This is a genomic window from Chitinibacter fontanus, from assembly GCF_013423785.1.
Taxonomy (GTDB): Bacteria; Pseudomonadota; Gammaproteobacteria; order Burkholderiales; family Chitinibacteraceae; genus Chitinibacter; species Chitinibacter fontanus.
In genome coordinates this window covers 2,730,508-2,744,376 of the sequence record NZ_CP058952.1, presented here as the reverse complement: position 1 = coordinate 2,744,376, position 13,869 = coordinate 2,730,508, and the positions used below count along the sequence as shown (strand labels likewise).

The 13,869-nt window shown below is 50.2% G+C and carries 7 protein-coding genes; 5 read left to right on the top strand and 2 right to left on the bottom strand.

Going from position 1 to position 13,869, the window contains the following annotated elements:
• Window positions 1-72 precede the first annotated feature (72 nt).
• The 3 genes from HZU75_RS13065 (at window position 73) to HZU75_RS13055 (ending at window position 6,595) form a co-directional block, all read left to right on the top strand.
• Window positions 73-2,145 carry a glycoside hydrolase family 19 protein gene (locus HZU75_RS13065; RefSeq protein ID WP_308419419.1) on the top strand — a complete coding sequence of 691 codons (2,073 nt, stop codon included), beginning with the start codon at window positions 73-75 and terminating at the stop codon, window positions 2,143-2,145.
• Window positions 2,146-2,475: 330 nt separating this feature from the next.
• Window positions 2,476-4,491 carry a glycoside hydrolase family 19 protein gene (locus HZU75_RS13060; RefSeq protein ID WP_228028059.1) on the top strand — a complete coding sequence of 672 codons (2,016 nt, stop codon included), beginning with the start codon at window positions 2,476-2,478 and terminating at the stop codon, window positions 4,489-4,491.
• A gap of 268 nt (window positions 4,492-4,759) precedes the next feature.
• Window positions 4,760-6,595, top strand: a complete 1,836-nt coding sequence (locus HZU75_RS13055) for an ABC transporter ATP-binding protein (protein ID WP_180306458.1) — start codon at window positions 4,760-4,762, stop codon at window positions 6,593-6,595.
• Window positions 6,596-6,733: 138 nt separating this feature from the next.
• On the opposite strand, the gene HZU75_RS13050 is transcribed toward HZU75_RS13055, so the two are convergent.
• Window positions 6,734-10,288, bottom strand: a complete 3,555-nt coding sequence (locus HZU75_RS13050) for a response regulator (RefSeq protein WP_180306457.1) — start codon at window positions 10,286-10,288, stop codon at window positions 6,734-6,736.
• Between the two features lie 362 nt (window positions 10,289-10,650).
• Window positions 10,651-11,019: an Mth938-like domain-containing protein gene (locus HZU75_RS13045; protein WP_180306456.1), complete on the bottom strand. Its 369-nt coding sequence runs from the start codon at window positions 11,017-11,019 to the stop codon at window positions 10,651-10,653.
• 148 nt (window positions 11,020-11,167) lie between these two features.
• Between HZU75_RS13045 and HZU75_RS13040 the strand changes: the two genes are divergently transcribed.
• Window positions 11,168-12,412, top strand: a complete 1,245-nt coding sequence (locus tag HZU75_RS13040) for a pyridoxal phosphate-dependent aminotransferase (RefSeq protein WP_180306455.1) — start codon at window positions 11,168-11,170, stop codon at window positions 12,410-12,412.
• 63 nt (window positions 12,413-12,475) lie between these two features.
• Window positions 12,476-13,780, top strand: a complete 1,305-nt coding sequence (locus tag HZU75_RS13035; protein WP_180306454.1) for a homoserine dehydrogenase — start codon at window positions 12,476-12,478, stop codon at window positions 13,778-13,780.
• Window positions 13,781-13,869 lie beyond the last annotated feature (89 nt).

The window sequence follows — 13,869 nt, the reverse complement described above, 5'->3', positions numbered from 1 at the left end:
GGCATATAGCCGTCGAAACCAATACGCTGTGCACCGGAATCGGCGACACACATAAGGATGGAGACTAGATTCATGTTCCAATTAAATCGTTGGATGTTGGCGGCTATTCCTGCTGCAATCTGTTCAGTGCAAGTAATGGCTGCAACCGCTTGGGATAGCAAAGCTGTCTATACCGGTGGCCAAGTCGTTAGCTATCAAGGCAATGATTACAAAGCTAAATGGTGGACACAAAATAATATTCCGGGCGCTGAGCAATGGGGCCCTTGGGAATTAGTTGGCGCTAGCAGCGGTGCAACCCCTGCCCCAACTGCCGTGGCTACCAGCGCGCCGACAACTGCGCCAACTGTAGCACCAAGCAGCAAACCGACCAGCGCCCCCACTGCGGCACCAACCAGCACGCCGACAATTGCGCCAACAACAGCACCTACTGCAGCACCTGCAGGCTGCAGCGCATGGGCTGAAGGCAGTACGTATAAGGCTGGAGACGTTGTTAGCTATAGCGGTGCGAGCTATACCGCCCTATCTGCGCACACTGCTTACGCCGGAGCCAACTGGAACCCAGCATCAACCCCGACCTTGTGGAAAGTAGGCGGCACTTGTAGCACTGGCGGCGTGACCCCAGCTCCAACCGCTAAACCTACGGCCACACCAATTATCACTGCAGCGCCAACAATTGTGCCGACTGCAGTGCCAAGCGCGACTCCAGTTGTTACAGTAAAACCAACGGCGACCCCAACAGCGAAACCGACCGCCACACCAGCTGTGACTGCTGGGCCGACTTCAACACCTGTAGTAACGGCAGTACCGACCGCTACGCCAAATAGCACAGTTGCGCCAACAGCGGCACCAACAACTGCACCAGCGTCGTACAAGCCACAAATCACTTACATCACCGCACCCGCAGGCTACCCAACGGATGCCCAGTTCACTGCAGCAGAGCAAGCGCTGTACAGCCAAGCTGGTTCTGACACCAAAACCATTGACCGTATCCGCGAAGCATTGCAAGTACGCCCAGATTCAGTGGTTGACGCAGTTACTGCTGGCGCCGCAGGCAATCCAGATAATGTGAAACGCGTTGAACGCGTGTTGCCAGAGTCGAAGTTTGATTACTTCTTCCCTGTGCGCAATGTGAAATACACGTATCTGAACTTGCTCAAAGGCGTAGCGAAATTCCCAGCGTATTGCCAGACCTACACTGATGGTCGTGATTCAGACCTGATCTGTAAAAAACTGCTGGCAACTTCGTTTGCTCACTTCGCGCAAGAAACTGGTGCTAACTGGCCGGCGCTGACACCTGCAACCGCACGTGGCTACGCAGACCAGAACAACGCCGTATTGGCCACAATGGAGCAAAACACCGCGATTCCAACCTTCCGCCAAGGCTTGTGGTTCCTGCGTGAACAAGGCATGGTCGAGGGCAGCGGCGTAGGTGGTTACCAAGATTGCTTTAACGGCGCAGGCGGCTCGATCTTCTCAATCTTCTACCCATGCGGTAAAAACGCGCAAGGTCAGTACTTCAGCTACTTTGGCCGCGGCTCTAAGCAATTGTCTTGGAACTACAACTTCGGGCCATTCAGCAAATCGATGTATGGCGATGTTAATGTCTTACTCGACAACCCTGGCTTGGTGGCGGACACATGGATGAACTTTGCTTCAGCCATCTGGTTCGCGGTTTACCCACAATCGCCAAAACCACCGATGACTTGGGTCGTAGATGGCACGTGGAAGCCAAATCAAGTTGACGTGGCCAATGGCATGTCACCTGGCTTTGGTGCTACCACTTACATCATTAATGGTGGCATCGAGTGCGGTAAGGGCTCTGAAGCATCGCAATCGCTGAACCGTATCGCGGCGTACAAAGAGTTCACGAAAGAGCTGGGCGTGGATATCACAGGCGAGCAACTCACTTGCGGTACATCGAAAGGCTTTACCGATGGCTCGGCTGCGGCGACTAAAACTTACCTAGATAAAGGGTGGAATTACAACCCGAATAATCCTGGTGGTGTGTCTTGGTCGTGCCAATTGGCGACTTACCAAACCCCATTTAGCTTAGCCAATACTGGCGATTACAAAGCTTGCGTGGATTACTTCTTCCGCGGCCAAGTTAAATTCAACGGCCAAGTGGTAGTGGATAACACCAAATAAGCAGTTACGGTTATCGCACCTCAGAACGGCAGCTTCGGCTGCCGTTTTTTATTAGTAGTGAGCATCAAATTGACTACACAAAATTGTGGGATAGATCACACCTCAGTGGCATCACTCTACAATTAGCTCCAACACCACCTACTTACTGAAGCTTGACGAACGAGCGCATCTATTAATGCTTACAAGGCATTCGAGTATTCATACTTTTAATGATACTAATGCCAGTTTGAACAACTTAGAAAAACGCTATCCATCTGATTTGACTACCATTTCCAATCCGGCAAAATACCGAATTGAATTAGTCCCAATTATAAAAAGGATGGAGAAGAGATGAGTAAATTACGGACCCGCTCTGCGGCCCTAATTTTGGCCTTGAGCATAGGCTCTGCTTTCGGCGCAACCTGGCAAGAAGGAAGCACCTATACCGCCGGCACCCAAGTCGATTATCAAGGTAAAACCTACGTAGCGCTTGTCACTCACACTGCGTATGTGGGCGCAAACTGGAACCCAGCGTCTACACCGACGCTGTGGAGTGTTACAACCAGCAGCACGCCAGCCCCAACCGCAGCTCCAAGCGCGACCCCGACGCCAACCAGCGCCCCAACCGCAACGCCAAAAGCAAGCGCTACTCCTGCTCCTACTGCGACACCAACGACATCCCCCTCCGCAGCTCCAACAGTTGCACCAACAGTGACGCCTGTAGCAACAGCAACACCAGCGACAAGCAGCTGTGCGGCACCAAGCTGGACGGCCAGCGTATATAGCGCAGGTTCAGTCGTTAGCTACAACGGGCATACTTGGAAAGCGCAGTGGTACGCTGCTGCATCGGATATGCCAAAGCAAGTGACCAATTCATGGGAATCTCCTTGGCTGGATCAAGGCACCTGCGCAGCCGGTGGCGTGACACCCGCTCCAACGGCAACCGTAACTCCAACAGCAACACCCACAATTAAACCAACCGCAACACCGATCGTTACAGCGGCTCCGACTGCGAGCCCAGTTGCAACCGCAAGCCCAGCGGCAACGGCCACTCCGGCGGCCACCGCAAGTCCAGCACCAGTAAGCGGCAATAAACCACAAATCATTTATGCTGCAGCCCCAGCGGGTTATCCAAGCGATGCTCAGCTCACTAGCTCAGAAAACGCTTTAATGAGTCAGGCAGGTACTGATACGCAAGCCATCGCACGTATTCGTGCCGCGTTGCGCGTACTGCCCGATACCCAAGTCGAAGCGGTTACCCCAGGCAACCCAGCCAACCCAGATAACGTCAAACGCGTTGAACGGATTATTTCGGTTAGCAAATTTGATAGTTTGTTCCCGGTTCGCAATGTGGCTTACTCATACACCAACTTGTTGCGTGCAGTCGCTAAATTCCCCGCTTATTGCGACAACTACACAGATGGCCGCAATGCCGATCAGATTTGTGCCAAATTGCTGGCGACTTCGTTTGCCCATTTCACGCAGGAAACCGGTGCCAGCTGGTCTACCCTCACCCCCGCTGGCGCGAAAGCTTACCCTGCCAATTACAATCCTATCCTCGATACGATGGAGCAAAACACAGTAATTCCAACATGGAATCAGGCGCTGTGGTATCTGCGTGAGATGGGTTATAACGAAGGCTCTGCTATTGGTGCCTACCAAGATTGCTTCACAGGTGCTGGCAGCTCGATCTTCTCAATCTTCTATGCTTGCGGACAGAACGCTCAGGGCAAAAATCTGGACTACTTTGGCCGTGGTAGCAAGCAATTGTCTTACAACTACAATTATGGCCCGTTCAGCAAGTCACTCTATGGCGACGCCAGCGTCCTACTCGACAATCCGGGTAAAGTTGCCGATACCTGGTTGAATTTTGCTTCAGCAGTCTGGTTTGCCGTTTACCCACAATCACCAAAACCACCAATGACGTGGGTGGTAGATGGCACTTGGGTTCCGAATGCGGTCGATATTGCTAACAATATGCAGCCGGGCTTTGGCTCCACCATTAACATCATCAACGGTGGCATTGAATGTGGTGGCGGCTCGGATGTTCAGCAAGCCAAAAACCGCATTGCTGCCTACAAGCAATTCACAACAGCACTGGGGGTCGATATCACTGGCGAGCAACTGAGCTGCGCAACTCAACGTGGTTTCCAGCCCGGCTCTGCCGCAGCGACGAAAACTTATCTGGATAAATCTTGGGGCTACAATGCCAACAATCCAGGTGGCGTATCGTGGGCGTGTCAGCTGGTTGATTACCAAATGCCATTTAGCCTAGCCACGCCAGGTGACTACAAAGCCTGCGTAGACTATATGTTCCGTGGCCAAGTGAAATTTAATGGTCAAATTGTGATCGATAACGCGAAATAAGCCAGCTTAGATCACTGCAACATCAGCAAAAACGGCAGCCTCGGCTGCCGTTTTTTCACGCTGCTCCACCTCTTTCTAAGAACCCATACTTGTTGACTGAATTTTCCATCTAATCAAGGTATCTATCTAGAATCAAATAAAATAAAAGCCTACAAGCATATACCCCAACAAGAAATACGAAAGACACGTTAGCATGGTGCAGATTGCCGATAGGTAGACATTACTTTATCAGTTAGAATCAGCCTACCGTCTACTTGGCCAGTAAGCTATGTTCGCTTTTTTTGAAAAACTGATTCATCCCTATCCCGATCAATTGCCACAACATCCCAAGCACTTTCTGCGCTTTGTATGGGGCTGCACACGTGGCATGCGTTGGTATATTGCTTTATTGGCCTTGTTTACTGCACTAACTGGTGCGTTTGAAGCGTTGCTCTACAGCATGCTGGGTAATGTCGTGGAATGGCTCAGCAAAACACCTCCTGCATTATTGTGGCAACACGAAAAGCACAATCTACTATTGCTGCTTGGCATTCTATTAGCCAGTCCGGTCCTGATTGCACTGCAAACCCTGATCAAGCATCAAACACTGGCGGGCAATTTCCCCATGCGGCTCCGCTGGCAGTTTCATCGCCAAATGCTGGGCCAGAGCATGAGTTTCTACCAAGATGAATTTGCCGGCAGAATCTCGGCCAAAGTGATGCAAACGGCCCTTGCCGTGCGTGATACGGTACTTACTACTTGCGATATTCTGGTGTTTGTCACCATCTATTTCGTCACGATGGCCTCGGTGGCGGGTGGTTTTGATTTGCGCTTAGTCGTGCCGTTTTTAGCTTGGCTGGTGCTATATATTTTAGCCATGGTGTATTTTGTGCCCCGCCTAAGCCGCGTTTCCCGCGCCCAAGCCGATGCGCGCTCGCTGATGACAGGTCGCATTACCGACGCCTACACCAATATCAGTACCGTGAAATTATTTTCACATACTCAGCGTGAAGCGGGTTTTGTCAAAGCCGCTATGCAAGAATTCATGCATACCGTTCATGGCCAAATGCGGCTGGTTAGCCTGTTTGAAATTGTGAACCATGTGCTTAGCATGCTGCTAATTGCCGCTACGGCAGGCGCCGTGCTGTATCTGTGGAGTATCTCGGAAGTCGGTCTAGGTGCAGTGGCAGCGGCTACTGCCATGTCACTGCGACTCAGTGGCATGTCGCACTGGATTATGTGGGAAATGGCCGGTTTATTTGAAAATATCGGCACCGTACAAGATGGCATTAATACGCTCGCTAAGCCATCAACCGTACTTGATACGCCAGATGCCAAGCCATTGCAAGTGCAACAAGGTTTGATTGAGTTTGATCAGGTTTGCTTCAACTATGGGCATGCCAATACAGGTAAAGCGGTAATCGATCAGTTACAGCTCACGATCGAGCCTGGTGAGAAGATTGGCTTGGTTGGGCGATCAGGCGCAGGCAAGTCCACCATTGTGAATTTACTGCTGCGTTTTTATGATCTGGAAAGCGGCCAAATTCGTATCGATGGCCAAGATATTGCGCAAGTCAGCCAAGACAGTTTGCGCCAGCAAATTGGCATGGTCACCCAAGATACCTCGCTGCTGCATCGCTCGGTACGGGATAATATTTTGTACGGCAAACCAGATGCCACTGAAGCCGAAATGATCCGGGCAGCCCAACGTGCAGAAGTACACGACTTTATCAGCCAACTGAATGATCCCAACGGGCGGGTTGGCTACGATGCACATGTCGGTGAGCGCGGCGTCAAACTCTCGGGCGGACAACGGCAGCGCATTGCCATTGCGCGGGTTATTTTGAAAGATGCGCCAATTTTATTATTGGATGAAGCCACAAGCGCGCTCGATTCGGAAGTAGAAGCCGCCATTCAGGCCAGCCTATATACGCTGATGGAAGGCAAAACCGTCGTCGCGATTGCACATCGGCTGTCAACCATTATGGCGATGGATAGATTGATCGTGCTCGATCAAGGCCACATCGTCGAACAAGGCACGCATGCCGAGCTGCTGGCGCAAGGCGGAATTTATGCGCGGCTATGGGCCCATCAGAGTGGTGGTTTTTTAGGCGAAGAAGACTAAGGTAGCGCTTAACCCAAATGGCCAAACCGAGACTTATTCGTCAAGCGATTTATGGGTGAACGTGTGGTGCATTTCGCTATACATTGCCATGTATACCGCTACATGCATTTTTAATACTAGCTCCTAGCGGCATACCCATTAATGTGTAACAGCAACCTCATCAACCGGGTTGAGCTCTAACCAATGTGTAATTTGGCTACAGGCCTCGGCCAGCAGCCGTTCGAGTTCCGATATCTGCGGTGTTAAATCTGTTTGCCCTTGATGCAAGGCTCGCTCTAATTGGGCAGCCACATGCATCACAGCAAGAGCTTCAACCTGCCCCGCCACTCCTTTGAGAGTATGCGCAAGCCGTTCTGCATCCGCCAATTGCCCGTTGCCAATCAGCACGCGCAATTGCTGTGCCGAGTCGGCAAACCGCTCGATAAAGCGCGGCAACATTTTTTTGAGCATTTTCATGCTGCCCATCCGCTGCAATGCGGTCAAAAAGTCGATACCCGCCCCAGGCAACAGCCCTCGTTCAGGCTCACTGGCCACAGCCTGCGGTGAACGGACGGCTTGCGGCCCTGTGGGCAGATAATTTTGTAGCACCTGCTTCAGTTTTTGCGCATCGATTGGTTTGCTCAGATGATCGTTCATGCCCGCTTGCAAACACAACTCCCGCTCACCTTCCATTGCATGCGCGGTTAAGGCAATAATGGGGAGCGCGTCAAACCCAGGCAACGCGCGAATGGCCCGCGTAGTATCACGACCATCCATTTCTGGCATTTGCACATCCATCAGCACCACATCAAAATGACTAGACATGACCGCAGCAATTGCTGCGTTGCCACTACTTACTGGTGTGACCTGCGCCCCCATATTGCTAAGCATCGTCAACCCAAGCTCAAGCAAGAGATCAGTGTCTTCCACCAGCAAAATGCGCAATCCTTGCAATGCCTCGCGTTCCGCCAAGGCTTGATTGCGAGCTAAATCGGCAGGTAAATCCAGTTTGAGCGTCTGGCTGACTACCGAGCGAATCAAACTTGGCACCAAAGGTTTGATGAGCAAAGGACAATCCCGCAAACTGCTATTTTGCGTGATTTCAACGTCATCCAAACCATAGCAGAGCAGAATCATCGGCAAACCAGTGGCATAAAGTTGCTGCATTTGTTCGCACAATTGCGCCTCTGAGCCATGGCACAGTTTTACTTCCAGCAGTAATAAGTCGATTTGATGTCCCGATTGCAGATACGCAGCCAGCTGAGCTGAGTTATTGAGCAATACACAGTCAAAACCCATAAATTGCAAATGCTGCGATAAATGTAGCGCATGATCTGGGCTGCTATCAGCGATTACTGCACGGCGCGGCACGACACAATCAATCCGATACTCTGCTTGTGCGTATTTTAGGAAAGACAACTCAAAACTAAATTCTGAACCAAAGCCGACTTCACTTTGCACGCGAATCTGTCCACCCATCAGCTGAATCAATTGCTGACTAATTGCCAACCCGAGGCCAGAGCCGCCAAAGCGGCGCGTCGTTGATGAATCTGCCTGACTAAATAAGCTAAATAGCCTTGACTGCGCTTCTTGGCTAATTCCGATGCCTGAATCTTCCACAACAAAGAGCAGGCCAATGTTTTGCTCATCTTCCCGCACACAGCGCACATGCAAATTCACATCACCCTGCTCGGTAAATTTGATCGCATTATTTAGCAAATTGAGCAGCACCTGACCCAAACGCAGCGCATCACCAACCACCCACGTTGGTACCTCTGGCGTAATTTCAAAACTAAGGCGCAAACCTTTCGCCTGCGCTTGAATCGCTACCGTACCTGCTAATTGGCTAAACAGCTGCATCAGATCAAATGGGCTGCTTTCGATCTGCAATTTATTCGCTTCAATTTTAGAAAAATCCAAGACATCATTCACCACGCCCAATAGCATCTGCGCCGCATTTTGTGCCCGGCCAATATACTGGCGTTGAATACCATTCAATTCGTGATCAGCAACCAAATTGGTGTAACCCAAAATGGCAGTCAGCGGGGTGCGTATTTCATGACTCATGTTGGCCAGAAATTCGCTTTTCATTTTCACTGCGGCTTGCGCTTCATCCCGCGCTAGGCGCAGCGCTTCGGTTTGTTCGCGCTGCTGCATTAACAAGGCGCGAAATTGCAATACACCTAATTCAATATCACTAACCTCATCGTGTCCTTGGACTTGTAAATCCTCACCTAATTGGCCTTGCGACAAGGAGCGCATTGAGCTCGCCAAGCGCTCTAAGCGATTACCTAGACTACGCGAGACATAAACCCAACCAACGAGCAGAGCAATCAAAATAGCCACAGAGGTGGCAATCATCATTAAATGAGTACTTTGCTTAATATCTGCGTCTAAGGTATTTACTTGGCCGCTTAAGTCACCTGACACGGATGAATTGAGGGCATGCGTGGTATCAAGCAATGCTCGAGTGACGTTGTGATTTTCTTTCGCCAAGCGGTCGAGTAGCTGCAACAGCATAATGCGTCGCTTGGTCAGCTCGATAATTTGCTTATGCTGCTGCTCCAGATCAACTAATGCGGCACGGCTATCAGCTTGGGCTTTTTTAAATAATGGATTATTAATTTGCTGAGTGATCACCAAGGCATTCTGATAAATACGCTGAAAGCTATCACTGTCCGTCTTCAGTGCAGCCTCGTTGGCTGACCACACCATTTTGCGCAGACTACTTGCAAGCTGATAGTAGCTGCTTTTGAGTTGCTCACTGGCGGTCAACGTTTGGACTTGAGTGTTCACCAGATTGACCACCGCATTGGTGGTATCCTGCGTGATCAGATCACCACTGCGATTCACTTCATCCTGATATTTACGCGTTAACCGGCTGGTGTCCCGATAAAAAGCCATCATTGCAGTTGATGCTTCACGCCCAACATTATTCATGGGTGAGCGTAAGACCTTGATCATTTTCATGCCTTCGGCACGAAACTCTGGCTCGGTTTGTGCGATGGCTTTTTCCAGCCGATCAATATTTTCACCACCCTTTCGACGAAAACCCTCTTCGCCCTCCGTGGCAATCAGCGTAATTAGACGAAAAGTCTCTGCGCGGATTTCGTTCATCCCCAAGCGCATGGCTTTTTCGTTCTCATTCATTCTGGCCCATTGCATTCCGGCCTGTGCTGACGTTTTGCCAGCTGCCAGCAATAAATCTTCTTTGGCATTATGTAATAAGGGGTCAATTTTCTTTTCAAACCCTAGTCGCATTTGTTCGACTTGCTGCACGATTTGCCGATTTTCTTTATCAATCGCAATCAAGTCGTGGACGATTTGATTAGTTTCCGCTGCTTGCTTGGTGATTTGAGCATATTGCGCAGCCAGCGCCTGATTTTCAGTGCTGTGCAATGATTCGAGTAGGCTTAAATGGGTGGGAGCTTGTTTAAGTAAAATATTAAGCTGGCGAAATGCATCTTCACGAGACATTTCATCATCTGCGCCCGACAGTAAATGCAAAGCTAACGCAACTTCAAGGGCATTTTTTTCCAGCCCGGCAATCGCTCGTGTTGCCGGATAGCTTTCATGGGAGATATTGGTATAAGTCTGATCAACCGAGCGAAAAACCCAGAGGGCGCCCAGACCGGCACATAGCGTAGTGGCTGCGACGATCAAAAACGCGATCCGCAATCTTAGCGTGATGGATTTCATCGCAACAAAGGGCATGAAAGCATCTCTTTTTCAGTTGGCGTAGTCACAATAGTCTTCTTGCAATTGGATATATCGACAAATCGGATCTAACACCTATGCAGTGTATTTATTAGCAATGCAGTAATACCACACTACCCTTTATATCTTTTCATTTATCTTACCAGACTCTTTACCAGCCTAATAAAGATGGTGATCACTGGTGAAGATTCGTGACTCCCTCACCACAACGCAACAAAAAATCATTGTAAAAACAGCTAATTCAATCTGCCAAGAATCGAGCTAAATCATAGCGTAGGCTTTGCCTTCGACCATCGTAAAAACCAAAAAGCCCACTCAAAAGTGGGCTTGTCACGACTTAGAAGCTATTGCGCCGGCAATCAGCTATGTAATACCAATGCGAGAACACGTCTATCCTCTGCCACCAATACATTAAAAGTACGGCACAAAGCACCTGTGCCCATCACATCCACCCCGATCAGTTTGGCGGACAAGGCAGCATAAAGCCGGGGGTGCGGAAACTGAATGGCACTTCCAGTTCCCAGCAAAATCAGTTCGGGCTGATACTCAAGCAACAGCTCAAAATCTTGCGCCTGTAAATCCGCAAATTGAGCTGGTCGCCAAGGATGCACCGCATCTGGCAATACAATCAAACTGCCAACGTAGTGCTGCTGATTGACGTCAACCGACTCCTGATCGTAAGCGGTAATTTGGTTCAAATGCTCAACTTTTGACTGATGCAGCTTCATGATGATCCCTAGTTTGGCGTTTTGCGTATTTTAAATCATTGCAAAAGCGCTGTGCTGTGCGTTTTGATACTTAATTGTTTGTTCCGAATAACGAATGTTTCGCTACAATACGGAGTTTCCCTGAAAAACCTTTGCGCGGACCACACCGATGGAAGCCATCCTTAAATCGAACAAACTACTCAATATCTGTTACGAAATTCGCGGCCCGATTCCGGAGCGAGCGCGGCAGATGGAAGAAGACGGTCACCGCATTATCAAGCTCAATATTGGCAACTTGGCGAGCTTCGGGTTTGATGCGCCAGAAGAAGTAGTGCAGGACGTCATTCGCAATCTATCGAATGCAGCTGGCTATGTGGATAGCAAAGGCTTATTTCAGGCACGTAAAGCAGTCATGCATTACACGCAGCAAAAAAACATTAAAGACGTTACCGTGGATGATATCTACATCGGCAATGGTGCATCCGAGTTGATCGTGTTGAGTATGCAAGCCTTGCTCAATAATGGCGACGAAGTACTAGTACCAATGCCAGATTATCCGCTGTGGACTGCGGCGGTGAGCTTAGCCGGTGGCAAACCGCGCCATTATCTATGTGACGAAGCCAATCACTGGTATCCGTCGATTGAAGACATGCGCGCCAAAATCACCGACAAAACGCGTGCGATTGTGGTTATCAACCCCAACAATCCAACCGGCGCCTTATATCCAGATGAATTACTGCTACAAATCGTCGATCTGGCTCGCGAATTTGGCCTGATTATTTATGCCGACGAAATCTACGACAAAGTGCTGTACGACGGTGTAACACACACATCGATTGCCTCGCTAGCTGATGATGTACTGTTTGTCACGTTTAACGGCCTATCGAAAAACTATCGCGCCTGTGGCTATCGCGCAGGCTGGATGATCGTATCGGGCAATAAAAAGCCAGCCAAAGACTATATCGAAGGCCTGAATATGCTGGCCACGATGCGATTGTGTGCCAATGTGCCGGCGCAATACGCGATCCAAACTGCGCTTGGCGGCTATCAGAGTATTAACGATCTGGTCTGCGAAGGTGGTCGTTTGGCCAAACAGCGCGATCTGGCGTATGAGATGCTCAGTAAAATCCCGGGGGTTAGCGTCGTCAAGCCCAAAGCAGCGCTGTATATGTTCCCACGCCTTGATCCGGCAATTTACCCTGTGAGCGACGATCAGCAATTAATGCTCGAGCTACTCACAGAAGAAAAAGTATTACTTGTGCAAGGCACTGGCTTTAACTGGCACCAACCCGATCATTTCCGCGTGGTATTCCTACCGAATATCGATGATCTAACTGAAGCCATCAATCGCGTCGCACGCTTCTTAGCAGGCTGGCGTAAACGCCATGCCACCGGTGAATTTGCCACCAAATAAATTGAGCATTGCAAGTTAAGTAACGAAAATTTGTAGTTAAAAATATCAATCAGGAAGATCAACATGAAAGCAATCAACGTAGGCCTATGTGGCGTGGGGACTGTAGGTGGCGGTACTGCCACCGTATTGAAGCGTAACGGCGAAGAAATCGCGCGTCGTGCAGGTCGTCCAATTGTGGTGACGATGGCCGCCAATCGTGATCTGGATCGCGCGCGTGAGCTCGTAGGTGAAGGCGTTGCCTTGACTGATAATGCGATGGATGTGGTGAACAACCCCGACATCGATATCGTCGTTGAATTGATCGGTGGCACGACCATCGCCAAAGACCTCGTTTTAGCTGCGATTGAAAACGGCAAACACGTTGTCACTGCCAACAAAAAACTGATCGCCGAATACGGCAATGAAATTTTCGCCAAAGCGCAGGAAAAAGGTGTGATCGTCGCGTTTGAAGCCGCAGTCGCTGGCGGCATCCCCGTAATCAAAGCGCTGCGTGAAGGCCTGACTGCGAACAAAATCGAATGGGTTGCTGGCATTATCAACGGCACATCCAACTTCATCCTGACCGAAATGCGCGACAAAGGCTCAGCCTTTGCCGATGTTTTGGCTGAAGCGCAACATCTGGGTTACGCCGAAGCAGATCCAACGTTCGACATCGAAGGCCACGATGCTGCGCACAAGCTCACCATCATGAGCGCGATTGCGTTTGGTATTCCGGTGCAATTCGACAAAGCCTATCTGGAAGGCATCAGCAAACTTGAAGCGGCCGACATTAAATACGCTGCCGAATTGGGCTATCGCATCAAATTGCTCGGCATGACTCGCCGCCGTCCTAATGGCATCGAATTGCGCGTATCACCCACGCTGATCCCCGCTTCACGCCTGATCGCGAATGTTGATGGCGTCATGAACTCGGTATTGGTCAAAGGCGACGCAGTCGGCGCCACGATGTACTACGGCCCAGGCGCTGGCGCTGAACCAACAGCGTCTTCAGTCATTGCCGACCTTGTTGACATCACTCGTCTGCACACCGCCGACCCAGAACATCGCGTTCCGCATCTGGCATTCCAGCCAACGGCAATGGCGAATCTGCCGATTCTGCCCATTACCGAAGTGGAAACCTGCTACTACCTGCGTCTGACTGTAAAAGATTTGCCAGGCGTGTTGGCCGATGTAACGACGATTCTTGCCGAAGGCCAGATTTCAGTCGATGCAATGCTGCAAAAACCCGCCGGTGATTCAGCCGAGATCGTGATCGTGACGCACACGGCAGTTGAGAAAAACGTCAATGCAGCGATTGCGAAAATTGAATTGCTGCAATCGACGATTGGCAAGGTCGTGAAGCTGCGTTTGGAACACCTGAACGGCTAAAAACCACGGCTGCAAGACGGGTTCCACTACGCGACCCCGCCCTACGCAGCCCAATACCCAAATGGGTATAAACACGCAGACCAATTAAA

What these genes read in the sequence shown, in the direction of transcription:
- HZU75_RS13065 (WP_308419419.1), top strand. Translation starts at nt 73, where the DNA reads ATGTTCCAATTAAATCGTTGGATGTTGGCGGCTATTCCTGCTGCAATC.
- HZU75_RS13060 (WP_228028059.1), top strand. Translation starts at nt 2,476, where the DNA reads ATGAGTAAATTACGGACCCGCTCTGCGGCCCTAATTTTGGCCTTGAGC.
- HZU75_RS13055 (WP_180306458.1), top strand. Translation starts at nt 4,760, where the DNA reads ATGTTCGCTTTTTTTGAAAAACTGATTCATCCCTATCCCGATCAATTG.
- HZU75_RS13050 (WP_180306457.1), bottom strand. Translation starts at nt 10,288, where the DNA reads ATGCCCTTTGTTGCGATGAAATCCATCACGCTAAGATTGCGGATCGCG.
- HZU75_RS13045 (WP_180306456.1), bottom strand. Translation starts at nt 11,019, where the DNA reads ATGAAGCTGCATCAGTCAAAAGTTGAGCATTTGAACCAAATTACCGCT.
- HZU75_RS13040 (WP_180306455.1), top strand. Translation starts at nt 11,168, where the DNA reads ATGGAAGCCATCCTTAAATCGAACAAACTACTCAATATCTGTTACGAA.
- HZU75_RS13035 (WP_180306454.1), top strand. Translation starts at nt 12,476, where the DNA reads ATGAAAGCAATCAACGTAGGCCTATGTGGCGTGGGGACTGTAGGTGGC.